Below are 14,419 nucleotides of genomic sequence, written 5' to 3'. Positions count from 1 at the left end.
GTAGCACACTCCGCAAAAGCAAAAAATTAGCTTTTGCGGAGTGTGCCCATGACCAGCCCCTTGAATAATGTCGCTTCCCACCGGTCCAGCTTGTGGTTTCTGGCGATCACCTTACTCAGTTTTCTCGCCGCTTCCACCGCTCCGACGCCGTTGTATCACTTGTATCAGGATCAGTTGCACTTCTCGGCGGCGATGCTGACGCTGATTTTCGCGGTTTATGCGCTGAGTCTGTTGGCCGCGTTACTGACGGTCGGTTCGCTTTCCGACCACCTCGGACGCAAACCGGTGATCTTCACCGCCGTGGCGCTCAATGCGCTGGCAATGTTGCTGTTCATTTATGCCGACAGCGTCGCATGGTTGATTGGCGCGCGGGTGTTGCAAGGATTCGCCACTGGCATGGCCACTGCCGTTTTGAGCGCAACGCTGCTCGACACCGACCGGCAGCAGGGGCCGCTGGTTAACAGCGTCGCGCCGTTACTGGGTATGGCTCTGGGCGGTTTGGGTTGTGGCTTGCTGGCGGAATTCGCGCCGGCGCCGTTACAGCTGACTTACTGGTTACTGTTGGCACTGTTTGTGTTGCAAGGCGTGTATGTCTGGCGCTTGCCGGAAAGTGTCTCGCGGCAAGGCGGGGCGCTGGCGTCGTTGCGGCCGACCCTGCACGTGCCGGTGCAAGCGCGTTCAACGTTGTGGCGAGTGCTGCCACTGAACACCGCAACCTGGGCGCTCGGTGGTTTTTACGCCTCGTTGGCACCGTCGTTGGTGCGCACGGCCACTGGCTCTACCTCCAATCTGATCGGCGGCGCGACGGTCGCGGCGCTCACCGTAACCGGCGCGTTGATGATTTTCACGATGCGCGATCGTCCGGCCGCTCAGGCGCTGCGGCTGGGCGCGAGTCTGCTGCCGATCGGGCTGATGCTGATTCTGCTCGGCGTGCATGGCGCCAGTCTGTCGCTGTTTTTTTTCGGCACACTGGTCGCCGGATGCGGCTTCGGCTCGGGATTCCTCGGTGCGGTGCGCAGTCTGGTGCCGCTGGCCTTGCCCCACGAGCGAGCCGGGCTGATGTCGGCGTATTACGTGCTCAGTTATCTGGCGTTCTGTTTGCCGGCGCTGCTGGCCGGGCAACTGGCGCGCAGTTTCGGGCTGCTGGCGACCACTGATGGCTACGGCGTTGTGCTGATCGTGCTGGCCGTGGCTGCGCTGCTGCTCAGTCTGCGTGCACAGGCGGGCAAAGTCTGCCGCGCTCCTTGAGCGCCGCTGTTTCGGTTAGCCTTGGCAAACTTCTCTCACGGATCGACTCATGAAGATTATCCGCAGCAAATCGTTTACCGCCGAACGCGCCTGGGGTGCGCTGGACATCGCCAACATGAACGGCATCACCACGCGCCTGCACTGGACCGATCAGCCATACAAATGGCACGTCAACGACGGAGAAGAAGTGTTCGTGGTGCTCGATGGTCGGGTGCAGATGCACTACCGCGAAGGCGGCGAAGAGCGGCAGGTTGTGTTGGACGCAGGCGACATTTTCTACGCCTCGGTGGGCACTGAGCATGTTGCCCATCCGCAAGGCGAGGCGCGGATTCTGGTAATCGAATCGGAGGGTAGCGTTTAGCTGTTTATCGGGGAAACAGATAACAGTTAGAGATATTACCCGTTATATCGATATTCGATTCGGATCTACCATGGACTCAACCTCACCAGAGGACAGGAGTTCATGATGATTTGCCCCAACAGTGTCACCCCCGGCTACAAACCTTTCAGTCAGCTTCAACATCCTCGTGAAGTGATTCGCCAATTCACGCCGAACTGGTTCGCCGCAACCATGGGCACCGGTGTGCTGGCATTGGCAATTGCTCAGTTGCCGCTGGCCATTCCCGGATTGCGCGCCGTGGCCGAGGGGCTGTGGCTGTTCAACATTCTCTTGTTCAGCCTGTTTACCGCTGCCTACGCCGCGCGCTGGATTTTGTTCTTTGACGAGGCGCGGCGGATTTTCGGCCATTCCACCGTGTCAATGTTCTTCGGCACCATTCCCATGGGCCTGGCGACGATCATCAACGGTTTTCTGTTGTTCGGCCTGCCGCGCTGGGGCGACGGTGTCATCCAGCTCGTTGAAGTGTTGTGGTGGATTGATGTGGCGATGTCGCTGGCCTGTGGCGTGCTGATTCCGTACATGATGTTTACCCGCCAGGAACACAGCATCGATCAGATGACCGCCGTCTGGTTGCTGCCGGTAGTGGCGGCGGAAGTGGCAGCGGCCAGCGGCGGCTTGCTCGCCCCGCATCTGACCGACGCCCATGGGCAGCTCATCGTATTGACCACCAGCTATGTGCTCTGGGCTTTTTCCCTGCCAGTGGCGTTCAGCATCCTGACCATCCTGTTGTTGCGCATGGCCTTGCACAAACTGCCCCACGAAAACATGGCTGCGTCGAGCTGGCTGGCGCTGGGGCCGATCGGCACCGGTGCGTTGGGCATGTTGCTGTTGGGCGGTGAGGCGCCAGCGATTTTTGCTGCGAATAGTCTGCCCGGTGTCGGCGAAATCGCCTTGGGGCTGGGCCTGGTGGCGGGGATTACGCTGTGGGGTTTTGGTCTGTGGTGGATGTTGATGGCACTTTTGATCACCGTACGTTATCTACGCGACGGCATTCCGTTCAACCTCGGCTGGTGGGGCTTCACCTTCCCATTGGGCGTGTATTCGCTGGCGACGCTGAAACTGGCAAGTATCCTCAACCTGACATTTTTCAGTGTGTTCGGTACGGCGCTGGTGATTTTGCTGGCGGTAATGTGGCTGATCGTCGGCAAGCGCACCGTGCAGGGCGCGTGGCGTGGCGAGCTGTTTGTCTCGCCGTGTATTGCAGGTTTGAAGAAATAATCCGAAAAGTTTAGGTAAGGTGTGGCCTGGATCGTGGTGCGGGATTCCAATAACAAGCACCCAGGCCTCACTACCTAACATCAGGAAACACGGAAGATGAGTCACCCCTCACAGTTCAACCTGTTGCGCACCCGGCGCTTTTTGCCCTTCTTTATTACCCAGTCGCTCGGCGCGTTCAACGACAACGTGTTCAAGCAGTCGTTGATCCTCGCCATCCTCTATCGGTTGACCATCGAGGGCGATCGCTCGATCTGGGTCAACCTCTGCGCGCTGCTGTTTATCCTGCCGTTTTTCCTGTTCTCGGCGCTGGCCGGGCAGTTCGGGGAAAAATTCGCCAAGGACGCGCTGATCCGTCTGATCAAGCTCGCGGAAATCGCCATCATGGCCGTAGGATCGATCGGCTTCCTCTTCGATCATCTGTCGCTGATGCTGGTGGCACTGTTCGCCATGGGCACTCACTCGGCGTTGTTCGGCCCGGTGAAGTATTCGATCCTGCCGCAGGCCTTGCGCGACGATGAACTGGTCGGCGGCAACGGTCTGGTGGAAATGGGCACGTTTCTGGCGATTCTCGCCGGGACCATCGGCGCCGGGATCATGATGTCGTCCGAGCACTACGCGCCGGTAGTCTCCGCAGCGATCGTCGGCATTGCCGTGCTGGGTTATCTGGCCAGCCGCAGCATTCCGCGCGCGGCGGCCTCGTCGCCGGAAATGCGCCTGAACTGGAATATCTTCAGCCAGTCCTGGGCGACCCTGAAACTCGGTCTGGGCCAGACGCCTGCGGTGTCGCGCTCGATTGTCGGTAACTCGTGGTTCTGGTTTGTCGGGGCGATTTACCTGACGCAGATCCCGGCCTACGCCAAGGAATGGATGCACGGTGACGAAACCGTGGTCACGTTGATTTTGACGGTGTTTTCGGTGGGCATCGCGCTGGGTTCGATGCTCTGCGAAAAGCTCTCCGGGCGCAAAGTCGAGATCGGACTGGTGCCGTTTGGCTCGTTTGGCCTGACCGTGTTCGGCCTGTTGCTGTGGTGGCATTCCGGTGGGATCCCGGACAGCGTCACCGGCCATAGCTGGATTGCCGTGCTGGGCTTCGTGCACACCTGGGCGGTATTGATCGACATCCTTGGCCTAGGCATTTTCGGTGGTTTCTATATTGTGCCGCTGTACGCGCTGATCCAGTCACGCACAGCTGAAAACGAACGGGCGCGGGTGATTGCCGCCAACAACATTCTCAACGCGCTGTTTATGGTGGTGTCGGCGATTGTTTCGATCGTCTTGTTGAGCGTCGCCAAGCTGTCGATCCCGCAACTGTTCCTGGTGGTGTCGCTGCTGAACATCGGCGTCAACGCCTACATCTTCAAGATCGTTCCGGAATTCAGCATGCGCTTCATGATCTGGCTGCTCAGCCATTCCATGTACCGCGTCGAGCACCGCAACCTTGAAGCGATCCCGGACGAGGGCGCGGCGCTGCTGGTGTGCAACCACGTGTCGTTCGTTGATGCCTTGCTCATCGGCGGGGCGGTGCGTAGGCCGATTCGCTTTGTCATGTACTACAAGATCTACAACCTGCCCGTGCTGAACTTCATTTTTCGCACGGCGGGCGCGATTCCTATCGCCGGACGCCAGGAAGATATCCAGATCTACGAAAAAGCCTTCACTCGCATCGCTCAGTATCTGAAGGACGGCGAACTGGTGTGCATTTTCCCGGAAGGCAAGTTGACCGCCGATGGCGAGATCAACGAGTTTCGTGGCGGCGTGACGCGGATTCTCGAAGAGACCCCGGTACCGGTGATTCCGCTGGCGCTGCAAGGATTGTGGGGGAGTTTCTTCAGTCGCGATCCGAACAAGGGCTTGTTCCATCGCTTGTGGTCGCGGGTGACGCTGGTGGCCGGACCGGCGATTACCGAAGGGGCCGAGCCAGCGAAGTTGCAGGTGTTGGTGGGGGAGTTGCGCGGGGCTGTTAGATAGTCGGTGTATCAAAAGGCCCCTTCGCGAGCAGGCTCGCTCCCACAGTTGACCCTGTTCCAATGACGGAACGCGGTTGAATGTGGGAGCGAGCCTGCTCGCGAAGACAGTAGTGGCTTAAGCGCTGACTTTAAGGCCTATCAAACCCGTGACGATCAACGCCACACTGACCAGCCGAATCAATGCCATCGACTCGCCGAACAAAATGATCCCGGCGATCACCGTGCCCACCGCACCGACACCGGTCCAGATCGCATAGGCCGTACCCAACGGCAATTCCTTCATCGCCAGACCGAGCAAACCAAGGCTGATGGCCATGGCGGCAACGGTGAGGGCGGTGGGGAGCGGGCGGGTGAAGCCGTCGGTGTATTTCAGGCCGACGGCCCAGCCGACTTCGAACAGGCCGGCGCAAAACAGAATGATCCAGGACATGCAGGACCTCCATCGATTGACGGGGTCGTCCCCAGATGAATGACTCGATCGAGCCGCAGGGTCGTCCCCGCGTTGCGCAATATACTGACGAGCATTAACCCGGGGATCAAGTTTTCAGCCTCAATCGGCAGCCCGTTGCGCGAGGTTGTCGCGGTCTTCCTTCTCGCTCATGCGCCGGAAGTACGTCGACAGCAGTGCTCCGGAAATATTGTGCCAGACGCTGAACAGCGCGCTCGGCACCGCCGCCAATGGCGAGAAGTGCGCACTGGCCAATGCCGCGCCCAGTCCCGAATTCTGCATGCCGACTTCCAGTGCCAGCGACTTGCGCTGCGCCAGCGGCAAGCCGAACAGGCGCCCGGTGAAGTAGCCGAGCAGATAACCGAAGCTGTTGTGCAGCATGACCACGGCCATGATCAGCAGGCCGGACTCGGCGATTTTCGCCTGACTCGCCGCCACCACGGCGGTGACGATAATCACGATGCTGACCACCGACACCAGCGGCAACACATCCACCGCATGCCGCACCTTGTCGCCGAGCAGCCGCTGCGCGACCACGCCGAGAACGATCGGCAACAGCACCACTTGCAGGATCGACCAGAACAGCTCCATGAACGATACCGGCAACCACGCCGAGGCGAGCAGCCAGATCAGTGCCGGGGTCAACAGTGGGGCGAGGAGGGTGGTGACCGCGGCAATCGCCACGGAAAGCGCCAGATCACCGCGCGCCAGCCAGGTCATCACGTTCGAAGAGGTGCCGCTCGGGCAGCAACCGACCAGAATCACCCCGACGGCGATTTCCGGCGGCAGGTGAAACACCTGGCAGAGCAACCACGCCACACCGGGCATGATCACGAAATGCGCAACCACGCCCAGCGCCACCCGCCATGGGTGGCGAGCGACGGCGGCGAAGTCGTCGAGTTTGAGGGTCAGGCCCATGCCGAACATCACCAGACCCAGCAGCGGTACGATCGCGCTTTTCAGGCCGATGAACCACGCCGGTTGCAGGAAGGCCACGACGGCGAATATCAGAACCCAGTAAGCGAAGGTATTGCCGACAAAGCGGCTGAGTGCAGCCAGTGCGCGCATGGCTTGATCCTTATTTTTGGTTACACCACAAAACATTGTGGGAGCGAGCCTGCTCGCGAATGCGGTGAGCCAGACACAATAATGTTGACTGGCACACCGCATTCGCGAGCAGGCTCGCTCCCACAGGTTAGATACTCGTCAGAGTCAGATCCCCTGCGGCATCTCTTCCCCACCCAACGCTTCAACCAGTGCCGGCAGGAAGTCGCCGAATGTCAGCATCATCAGGGTGAAACTGGCATCCAGTTGGCCCAGGGCTTCGTCGCCACCGTCCTGTTCCGCCTGATCCTGCAACAGATCCTCGAATTTCAGGCGTTTGACGGTCATCTTGTCGTCGAGCATGAACGACAGTTTGTCCTGCCAGGCCAGCGACAGCTGAGTGACGACTTTGCCGGTGCTCAGGTGCAGCTGGATTTCTTCGCTGGTCAGGTCCTGACGCTTGCAACGGACGATGCCGCCGTCTTCGTGGGTGTCGCGCAGTTCGCACTCGTCCAGCACATAGAAATCGTCGGCGGCTTTCTGCGTGGTGACCCACTCGGTCATCACCGCAGTCGGTGCCATTTTCACGGTGAGCGGACGCACGGGCAGGGTGCCGATCACTTCGCGCAGGGTCGACAGCAGGTCTTCGGCGCGTTTCGGGCTGGCCGAGTTGACCAGGATCAGCCCCTGTTTCGGCGCGATCGCAGCGAAGGTCGACGAGCGACGAATGAACGCGCGCGGCAGGAACGCCTGGATGATCTCATCCTTGATCTGATCGCGTTCCTTCTTATAGACCTTGCGCATCTGCTCGGCTTCGATCTCTTCGACCTTTTCCTTGACCGCGTCACGCACGACGCTGCCCGGGAGAATACGTTCTTCCTTGCGCGCAGAGATCAGCAGGAAATCGCCGCTGACGTGTACCAGCGGCGCATCTTCGCCCTTGCCGAACGGCGCGACGAAACCGTAAGTGGTCAACTCCTGGCTTGCACACGGCCGCGCCAGTTTGGTCGCCAGTGCAGTTTCCAGCGCCTCGGCATCGACAGGCAGGTCTTGGGTCAGGCGATAGATCAGCAGGTTCTTGAACCACATGGGGTGAGTCACTCCTTTATACAAAGGGGGGCATTATTGTCTTCGCCGGGGCATAGGCCAACCCTTCTCTAAGCCTTTGGAAGGCCTCGGAAAATTATTTAAAAAAGTGCTTGCCAGAGGTTGGGGTGCTCCGTAGAATGCGCGCCACACCGAAGCGAAGGGTGATTAGCTCAGCTGGGAGAGCGTCTGCCTTACAAGCAGAATGTCGGCGGTTCGATCCCGTCATCACCCACCATTCGTTTCAAGTGTTTAGCGCAGCGGTAGTTCAGTCGGTTAGAATACCGGCCTGTCACGCCGGGGGTCGCGGGTTCGAGTCCCGTCCGCTGCGCCATATTCGGTAACCTGGACCACTGAACGCCAGGTCGCCACGGAAAAACCCGCTGAAGCGGGTTTTTTTCTGTCTCAAGGTTGTACCCGCGGGATGTATCGTTTCACCGGTTTTCAGATTTTTTTGAAAAATATTCAATTAAATCAACACTTTACGAAAACTTGTGGCATAATGCACCCCGTAACGAAGCGAAGGGTGATTAGCTCAGCTGGGAGAGCGTCTGCCTTACAAGCAGAATGTCGGCGGTTCGATCCCGTCATCACCCACCATTCGTTTCAAGCGTTTCGCGCAGCGGTAGTTCAGTCGGTTAGAATACCGGCCTGTCACGCCGGGGGTCGCGGGTTCGAGTCCCGTCCGCTGCGCCATATTCGGTATCTGGAACTGAACGCCAGACACCACAAAAAGCCCGCCTTGCGCGGGCTTTTTGCTGTCTGCGATTTCTGTAGGAGCTGACGAGTGCAACGAGGCTGCGATCTTTTGGCTTTTTTCAAACAAGATCAAAAGATCGCAGCCTCGTTGCACTCGTCAGCTCCTACATGGGATGTGCAGAGGCATTCTGACTGTGTCGATAATCGCTCACCGCCTCGTACACTGCCTTGCGCAAGCGATTGATCCCGCCAATCGGCCGATGCGCCTCGATGCCGAACCACGGATTGAACGACAGGTTGTCGCATTGCAGATTCAGCGCCGGCGTATCGAAGTCCTGAGCGGGCAGGGTGATCCGCGCCACGGTTTCAAACGGTGCATCCTGCTCACGCCACTCAATGCTCGTGTCCTCGATCGGCATGTATTTGTTCTCGTCCTGGCGCTGGATCTGCAAGGCAAAACACGCCGGCACCCGATCCGTCGACAACTGTTGATTCAGTGCACTGCGCAGGAAATTCGGCAAGTCGTGATTCTGTTTGGGCAGCGTATACGCCGGGCAACTGTCCGGATCCGGCACGACGCGGAATTTCGCATTGGCCTCACCGAACTTGTAGGGCGATACCGAGAAATATGTGGTCTCGGTCGGACTGTCCGGCGGCGCTGACAGGGTTGCCAACGCGATGAATGGATGACGGACCTGCCAGGTGCGCGGATCCCATGTCGGAAAAAACGCCATGACCCTCTTGCCGTCAGCCTGCGCCGCCACATTCTGACGATACTCTGAGACATTGCTGACAAAGAAATTCGGATGGCTGAACATCACGAAATCCTGTTCATGCTGGTCCTGGCGGTTGCCGAGCAGTTGCGTGCCAGGAACCTCAAGCAACTTGATCGCCATTCCGCGCGCGTCGCGAATGCTGTCGAATTGTGGATAGGCATTGCCGTTGGACAACCGGATCAACGCCTGCCAGGTCTTGCCCGGCTCGCTGAACACACCCCGTCGCAGCGATTGCGCCAGTTCCGGTAACACCTGCACTTGCGCCTTCACGCAGCCATGCGCTTTGGCGTGAGCATCGCGCAGATAACGCGTGGGTTCGCGGTGCTGGTCGACGATGCGCACTGCGGTTTGAATGATGTCCTGGGTCATCGCCGCTTCGCCTGCTGGAATCTGTTCCTGCGCCGACACCGGCCCACGATGCTGCCAAGCGAACCACGCGGCGGCGATGGCCCAGCCGAGCAGGCCGATGATCAGCAGCACCAGCAGCGTCTTGCCAAGCAAGCGCCCCAACCAGAGCCAGAAGCGCGCGAGTGGCGGCAGTTCTATTTTGAATGTCGGCATGATCATGGCAACTGCGCCTCCAGTGGACCGCCCAGTACTTTCAGGTATTCGAGCAGCGCCCAGCGCTCCTCGGGTTGCAGGAGGCGGCCGATCACCCCGTTGCCGCGCGCGCCGGCGCGGAATTCGTGGCCGCTGTTGTGGTTGCCGCTGATGCGCGTGTCGAACAGAAAACCGTTGGTGAAAGGCTCGGTGCGATAGCCGAGGTGGCGCGGATAGTATTCGAGCGTGCCTTTATAGAAAGTAGTGGCGCGCTCATCCTGCGGTGACAGCAACTGATAGATGCTCGGCACCGAACCGTTGTGCAGAAACGGCGCAGTCGCCCACACGCCTGCCAGCGGTCGAGCCTTATAAGCGACTTTTTCGCGCACGCCGATCGGCAGGCCGAAACCGTCCATGCGCGGTTTTTCTTCCGGCGTGATCTTCGCTTCTTGATAGGCCCGGTTTTCCACGAACGCGGTGACGTAAGCCAGGCCCTTGGCCACCGACAATTGGCTCAGATCAAGCCGCTCCTTGGGTTCGGGGTGCAGTTTGACGTCCATCTTTTCCAGCTCATTGACATCCCATTGCAGTGCGCTCAGGTCGAAACGGTGACTGGCAATGTTGTTGGCCGCATTCGGATCGGTGCCGATCACCTCCACGGGAATCATGTGCAAGTGCTGCACCCAGCGTTCGCCTTCCTGCGATTGGCGCGGGACATGGCAGCCGGCGCAGTTTTCCGCGAACAGCGCGCGGCCTCTGGCGGCCAGCGGCTTGTCGATCGCACCGAACAGATCTTCCGGCCAGGTCGGCGGCTTCAGCTGCTGCAAGGTTTTTTCGATGGCGTGCAGATCGCGCACGCGCACGCTGGAGGGATAGCGCGCAGCGCCTTGCAGCGGCTGACCGTTGGCGTCGAAGAAATTCAGCGTGGCACCGACGCCGAGCGCCTCGCCGATATTACGCGCCATCGGCTGCTGGGCAGAGCCGTTCCATTGCACCCAATCGAACGTCCACATGTCCCATAGCTGCGGGTAATCCACCGGGGCATCGGCCACTCGGTAGTTGGCAGGGGAAATCGCATCACCGAACGTGGCGTTGGCTATTCGGCCGAACGCGTCGGTGCGGCCCGGGCCTTCTTCGGTCGGATAGAGGCCGCGATGGGTGTCGTTCCAGGCCACTCTGAGGAAAGTATTCAGCGAGGTTTTGAAGTCTTTGCGCAATTGCTCGTGACGAGTGTCGTATTCATCACCCAAAACGGTTCTGGCGAAGCGCTCGAATTTCCATGGGTTGTAATAGGTCGAGGCCAGACTTGCGACCAGGGCCTGTCCGAAACTGCCACCGCGCAATGTAGGAACGCTGGAAGGCAACACATGTTGCGCGGTACCGCCATCGATGCGCACGGCCTGGCCTTTGAAGCGCAACTCGCCGGTGTGGCAAGCGGCGCAGGTGATGTCCAGATAGTGCTCGGAGGCGTTACCGGGATTCTGGTGCCGGGCAAAACCGACGGGGAGGTTGCCGGGATTGTTCGCGCTCGCTTTCTGCTGCGGGTCGACCAGGAAGCCGAAACGGGCGAGGTATTCAGGGGAGGCGAAGCGCTGCTCGGAGAAGGGCAATTCCAGTGCCTGGAACCACTCGTAACGCAGGCCCTTGACTTGCGTACCTTGGGGGGTGAAGTAGTAGGTCTGCCGTTGCTCTTCGCTCCACTGATCCAGATAACGTACCTGTTGCGGCGGGGTGTAGAAGGGCAATTTCGGGTTGGCGACGTAATAGACAATCACCGCAACGGCGATTAACGCCAGCACTATCACCACACTGATAACGCGGAATAAGAGGCGCAAGTTGAACATCCTTGTCGAATTGTTGCGCTGTTATGCCTGAGCGGCGCTGGCTGGGCAAGTGGCCATTACGCCAGATGTTGAGCCATGAGCCGACGAGCCTTGTCGTCCACGGATGACAGAAGCTTCATCCAGCCATCGTCCAAATGCGTTTTAATCCCTGAACTTATCGGAAGATTCCTGCTCTCATGCCGGTAGCCATTGGTCGTGGCGGCCTGATAAGCTCGCGGCTTTACTCGATTGCCCATTCGGCGCATGAACAAGGAAATAGCATGAAACAGCATCGGTTGGCGGCGGCGGTAGCCCTGGTTAGCCTGGTACTCGCGGGTTGTGACTCGCAGACCAGCGTAGAGCTGAAAACCCCGGCGCAAAAAGCTTCCTACGGCATCGGCCTGAACATGGGCAAAAGCCTTGCCCAGGAAGGCATGGATGATCTGGACTCCAAAGCGGTAGCCCAGGGCATCGAAGATGCCGTTGGCAAGAAAGAACAGAAGCTGAAAGATGAAGAACTGGTCGAAGCCTTCGCCTCGCTGCAAAAGCGTGCTGAAGAGCGTATGGCCAAGATGAGCGAAGAGTCGGCAGCCGCCGGCAAGAAATTCCTCGAAGAAAACGGCAAGAAGGCTGGTGTAACCACAACCGCCTCCGGCCTGCAGTACGAAGTAGTGAAGAAAGCCGATGGCCCACAGCCTAAGCCGACCGACGTCGTCACTGTTCACTACACCGGCAAGCTGACCAACGGCACCGTATTCGACAGCTCCGTCGAGCGCGGCAGCCCGATCGATCTGCCAGTCAGTGGCGTGATCCCGGGTTGGGTTGAAGGTCTGCAACTGATGCACGTTGGCGAGAAGTACAAACTGTACATCCCTAGCGATCTGGCTTACGGCGCTCAGTCGCCAAGCCCGGCAATCCCGGCCAACTCGGTTCTGGTCTTCGACCTGGAACTGCTGGCCATCAAGGATCCAGCCAAAGAAGAAGCCGCTGCCAAGTAACACGCAACGGCTCGAAAACAACGCCTCGCTAATGCGGGGCGTTGTTGCATCTGCAGGTTGGGAAAGGTAAACAGAGCGAACTGACGCCGTTCAACACAGTCATAGCTTTGAGGCTGCCCGCGCTAGACGCCCTGAGCTGCCAAGTCAATGAAATATTGGGCTTTTTTATGTGAGTAAAAAACGCCCGATCTGAGCGCAGCCCTTATGAAACGGGGCTCTCAGCGCTGAAATGCAGCTCTGTTCACAAGGTTATCCACAATTTGTGTGGATAACATTTCAACGGGAAGAATAGATGAAAGCTCCGTGGAATTTCGCTCGATTCCTGCCGTTGGCCGGTCGCCTGCTGGCCCGTGGGCGCCTGCCGACCCTATTGTTTGCCGTGGCCAGCAAAGGCGCCGCGCAAGGCAACCGTCTGGGCAAACTCCAGGATGATCTGCGCTTGCTGCAGTCGTTATGCCTGGCCTACTGGCGTGGCGAGTATCGCGCGATCAGTGCCAAGTCGCTGATTTCGGTGGTGGCGGGCCTGATGTATTTCCTCAGCCCGGTGGATGCCATTCCGGATTTCATTCCCATGTTCGGCATGCTCGATGACATCGCTGTCCTCGCCTGGCTGATGAAAACCCTCGATGACGAACTCAACGCCTTCCGCCTGTGGCGCAAACGCCAGCAACCCGAAAAGCTGGCGGTGGTTGAACGCCTCCCTGATACCCCTGAACAATTGCAGCTGCAAGGCCCGAAAAAGCCCTGACTGACCAAGACTGCCTACAGATAGATACCACTCGCGACCTTAGCCGCTGTTAGGATTACACTTCTAGGGAAAAGTGCCGACTCGCTAAGTGGTGTTGTCCTACGGGGTAGTCATGGATATTCAGATAATTGCACGCGATGGCGAACCCGAATACGCGGTTCTGCCGTGGGCTCAATATCAGGCTTTACTGAAAGCAGCAGGGATCAACGCAGCACCGGTGCAGCAGCCAGCAGCGCCGCTCGCCACCTCGCCGGAGCCGATTCTTCCGGGTCTGGATCAATTACGCAGTTTGCGCGAAGGGAAGGGCATCGCCATCGAGGCGCTGGCCCGCACGGTAGGCATCAGCCCGTCTTACCTGGCCATGATCGAAAATGGTGAGCGTCAGCCCGACGCCGCGATTCGCCGCAGCCTGGCCTGGGAACTGACGGTGCCGGGTTGGAGGGATGAATCGTGAGCGTACGCATCAGCCGTCAACATTGGGACGGATTGCTGGGGGAACTGGACCAGGCGCGCCGTCAGCGCCATCTTCTGACCTATCGAGCCTTGCTTGAGCGTTTGCAGCTGCCGACGCCGGCGATGCAGACGCTGACGGCTGCGCTGGAGCATCTGGCCGCACTGGATGCCAAAGCCGAGCAGCCGTTGCGCAGTTCGCTGGTCATCAGTCAGGGCGCGAGTCGTTTGCCGCGTACCGGGTTCTTTGAATGTGTCGAGCGTCTGGGGCGTTTTTCCGGGCCGTCGGATGGCGTCGCGGCGGCCTCCTGGCATGCGTCTGAAGTGGTGCGCGTCTTCGAATACGAGTACCCGGAATCGGCGGAGGCCTGAGTGTTTCTGTGGCTCAAGGCGCGGGCCGGTTACTGGCTGGCCCGCAGGCTGTTTCATTGGTCGTGGTTCGTTCGCCAGCCGCGTGGCTGGCGCTGGCTTGAGGGCCAGTTTGCGCGCATGGCCAACCTCGGCGATGTCGATGCTCAAAGCTTTTATGGGCACATTCTGACTTTTCGCGGCGTTGGGCTAGGCGCGCGTGAAGAAGGCGTGCGTCTGCTGCGTCTGGCGGCGTTGGCCGGCGACGGTAAAGCCGCTTATCAAGTCGGCGTGATCAGCCTCGCCGGTACGCCGAGCAAGGCGCCGGATCCCGTTGAGGCCGCTCGTTGGTGGAGCATGGCCGCCAAGGCCGGCCACCCGTTGGCCGAGCTGAAGCTGCAACAGCTGAGGGCTGGTGATTCAACGCAGTAATTCCATGTATGTCTTCTAAATAAACGCGGCGTGAGGTTTTCCTCACGCCGCGTTTACGTTTCTGCCTGCACGTTTTTCGCTTGATGCTGGATTGCAGATTAGTCCTACATCCTTTGCCTACTCGCCTGACTTCTTTCCTCTTTGATCCCCCGCACAGTTCCCGCGACTAATTTCTTGCGCGAGGGACCGCTCAT

Annotated in this window: 14 protein-coding genes and 4 tRNA genes; 13 read left to right on the top strand and 5 right to left on the bottom strand. The window is 59.3% G+C overall.

Going from position 1 to position 14,419, the window contains the following annotated elements:
* Positions 1-48: 48 nt before the first annotated feature.
* The 4 genes from ND528_RS03915 to ND528_RS03900 all read left to right on the top strand — a co-directional run bounded on the left by ND528_RS03915 (position 49) and on the right by ND528_RS03900 (position 4,834).
* The gene (locus tag ND528_RS03915) at positions 49-1,248 is read left to right on the top strand and encodes an MFS transporter (RefSeq protein WP_408005025.1); all 1,200 of its coding nucleotides are present in this window, start codon (positions 49-51) and stop codon (positions 1,246-1,248) included.
* Between the two features lie 49 nt (positions 1,249-1,297).
* Positions 1,298-1,609 carry a cupin domain-containing protein gene (locus ND528_RS03910; protein WP_263469740.1) on the top strand — a complete coding sequence of 104 codons (312 nt, stop codon included), beginning with the start codon at positions 1,298-1,300 and terminating at the stop codon, positions 1,607-1,609.
* A 105-nt stretch (positions 1,610-1,714) separates the two neighbouring features.
* A complete protein-coding gene (locus tag ND528_RS03905; RefSeq protein WP_263469739.1) occupies positions 1,715-2,866 on the top strand; it encodes a TDT family transporter in 1,152 nt (383 codons plus the stop codon).
* A 96-nt stretch (positions 2,867-2,962) separates the two neighbouring features.
* Positions 2,963-4,834, top strand: coding sequence for an MFS transporter (locus tag ND528_RS03900; protein ID WP_263469738.1), 1,872 nt, complete (start codon positions 2,963-2,965; stop codon positions 4,832-4,834).
* A 114-nt stretch (positions 4,835-4,948) separates the two neighbouring features.
* Here the strand turns inward: ND528_RS03900 and sugE are convergent, their stop codons facing one another.
* The 3 genes from sugE to rdgC form a co-directional block, all read right to left on the bottom strand.
* Positions 4,949-5,263, bottom strand: a complete 315-nt coding sequence (gene sugE, locus ND528_RS03895) for a quaternary ammonium compound efflux SMR transporter SugE (protein WP_024012188.1) — start codon at positions 5,261-5,263, stop codon at positions 4,949-4,951.
* 120 nt (positions 5,264-5,383) lie between these two features.
* Positions 5,384-6,349: a bile acid:sodium symporter family protein gene (locus ND528_RS03890; RefSeq protein WP_041479525.1), complete on the bottom strand. Its 966-nt coding sequence runs from the start codon at positions 6,347-6,349 to the stop codon at positions 5,384-5,386.
* A 144-nt stretch (positions 6,350-6,493) separates the two neighbouring features.
* On the bottom strand, positions 6,494-7,414 hold the full coding sequence (gene rdgC / locus ND528_RS03885; RefSeq protein WP_024012190.1) for a recombination-associated protein RdgC: 921 nt from the start codon (positions 7,412-7,414) through the stop codon (positions 6,494-6,496).
* A 159-nt stretch (positions 7,415-7,573) separates the two neighbouring features.
* Between rdgC and ND528_RS03880 the strand changes: the two genes are divergently transcribed.
* The 4 genes from ND528_RS03880 to ND528_RS03865 all read left to right on the top strand — a co-directional run bounded on the left by ND528_RS03880 (position 7,574) and on the right by ND528_RS03865 (position 8,107).
* Positions 7,574-7,649 (top strand) — tRNA-Val (locus ND528_RS03880).
* Between the two features lie 19 nt (positions 7,650-7,668).
* Positions 7,669-7,745, top strand: a tRNA-Asp gene (locus ND528_RS03875).
* 190 nt (positions 7,746-7,935) lie between these two features.
* Positions 7,936-8,011, top strand: a tRNA-Val gene (locus ND528_RS03870).
* A gap of 19 nt (positions 8,012-8,030) precedes the next feature.
* Positions 8,031-8,107 (top strand) — tRNA-Asp (locus ND528_RS03865).
* Between the two features lie 167 nt (positions 8,108-8,274).
* Here the strand turns inward: ND528_RS03865 and ND528_RS03860 are convergent.
* Complete coding sequence (locus ND528_RS03860; protein ID WP_263469737.1) at positions 8,275-9,453, bottom strand: catalase family protein; 1,179 nt, start codon at positions 9,451-9,453, stop codon at positions 8,275-8,277.
* Positions 9,450-11,270 carry a di-heme-cytochrome C peroxidase gene (locus tag ND528_RS03855; RefSeq protein ID WP_408005024.1) on the bottom strand — a complete coding sequence of 607 codons (1,821 nt, stop codon included), beginning with the start codon at positions 11,268-11,270 and terminating at the stop codon, positions 9,450-9,452. The genes ND528_RS03860 and ND528_RS03855 overlap by 4 nt, the downstream gene beginning before the upstream one ends.
* A 260-nt stretch (positions 11,271-11,530) precedes the next feature.
* Between ND528_RS03855 and ND528_RS03850 the strand changes: the two genes are divergently transcribed.
* The 5 genes from ND528_RS03850 to ND528_RS03830 all read left to right on the top strand — a co-directional run bounded on the left by ND528_RS03850 (position 11,531) and on the right by ND528_RS03830 (position 14,225).
* The gene (locus ND528_RS03850) at positions 11,531-12,247 is read left to right on the top strand and encodes an FKBP-type peptidyl-prolyl cis-trans isomerase (protein WP_076566750.1); all 717 of its coding nucleotides are present in this window, start codon (positions 11,531-11,533) and stop codon (positions 12,245-12,247) included.
* A gap of 292 nt (positions 12,248-12,539) precedes the next feature.
* Complete coding sequence (locus tag ND528_RS03845) at positions 12,540-12,995, top strand: YkvA family protein (RefSeq protein ID WP_263469735.1); 456 nt, start codon at positions 12,540-12,542, stop codon at positions 12,993-12,995.
* A 112-nt stretch (positions 12,996-13,107) separates the two neighbouring features.
* The gene (locus ND528_RS03840) at positions 13,108-13,449 is read left to right on the top strand and encodes a helix-turn-helix domain-containing protein (RefSeq protein ID WP_263469734.1); all 342 of its coding nucleotides are present in this window, start codon (positions 13,108-13,110) and stop codon (positions 13,447-13,449) included.
* The gene (locus ND528_RS03835) at positions 13,446-13,817 is read left to right on the top strand and encodes a hypothetical protein (protein ID WP_003223109.1); all 372 of its coding nucleotides are present in this window, start codon (positions 13,446-13,448) and stop codon (positions 13,815-13,817) included. Before ND528_RS03840 ends, ND528_RS03835 begins: the two co-directional genes overlap by 4 nt.
* On the top strand, positions 13,818-14,225 hold the full coding sequence (locus tag ND528_RS03830; RefSeq protein WP_130912016.1) for an SEL1-like repeat protein: 408 nt from the start codon (positions 13,818-13,820) through the stop codon (positions 14,223-14,225).
* Positions 14,226-14,419 lie beyond the last annotated feature (194 nt).

Source organism: Pseudomonas mercuritolerans, assembly GCF_025706525.1.
Taxonomy (GTDB): Bacteria; Pseudomonadota; Gammaproteobacteria; order Pseudomonadales; family Pseudomonadaceae; genus Aquipseudomonas; species Aquipseudomonas mercuritolerans.
Note: the sequence above shows the minus strand (reverse complement) of the source record. Positions and strands in the feature narration are given on the sequence as shown.

Coding starts and splice junctions, on each gene's coding strand:
- ND528_RS03850 (WP_076566750.1), top strand. CDS start 11,531: ATGAAACAGCATCGGTTGGCGGCGGCGGTAGCCCTGGTTAGCCTGGTA.
- ND528_RS03845 (WP_263469735.1), top strand. CDS start 12,540: ATGAAAGCTCCGTGGAATTTCGCTCGATTCCTGCCGTTGGCCGGTCGC.
- ND528_RS03900 (WP_263469738.1), top strand. CDS start 2,963: ATGAGTCACCCCTCACAGTTCAACCTGTTGCGCACCCGGCGCTTTTTG.
- sugE (WP_024012188.1), bottom strand. CDS start 5,263: ATGTCCTGGATCATTCTGTTTTGCGCCGGCCTGTTCGAAGTCGGCTGG.
- rdgC (WP_024012190.1), bottom strand. CDS start 7,414: ATGTGGTTCAAGAACCTGCTGATCTATCGCCTGACCCAAGACCTGCCT.
- ND528_RS03910 (WP_263469740.1), top strand. CDS start 1,298: ATGAAGATTATCCGCAGCAAATCGTTTACCGCCGAACGCGCCTGGGGT.
- ND528_RS03860 (WP_263469737.1), bottom strand. CDS start 9,453: ATGATCATGCCGACATTCAAAATAGAACTGCCGCCACTCGCGCGCTTC.
- ND528_RS03855 (WP_408005024.1), bottom strand. CDS start 11,270: ATGTTCAACTTGCGCCTCTTATTCCGCGTTATCAGTGTGGTGATAGTG.
- ND528_RS03915 (WP_408005025.1), top strand. CDS start 49: ATGACCAGCCCCTTGAATAATGTCGCTTCCCACCGGTCCAGCTTGTGG.
- ND528_RS03840 (WP_263469734.1), top strand. CDS start 13,108: ATGGATATTCAGATAATTGCACGCGATGGCGAACCCGAATACGCGGTT.
- ND528_RS03905 (WP_263469739.1), top strand. CDS start 1,715: ATGATTTGCCCCAACAGTGTCACCCCCGGCTACAAACCTTTCAGTCAG.
- ND528_RS03890 (WP_041479525.1), bottom strand. CDS start 6,349: ATGCGCGCACTGGCTGCACTCAGCCGCTTTGTCGGCAATACCTTCGCT.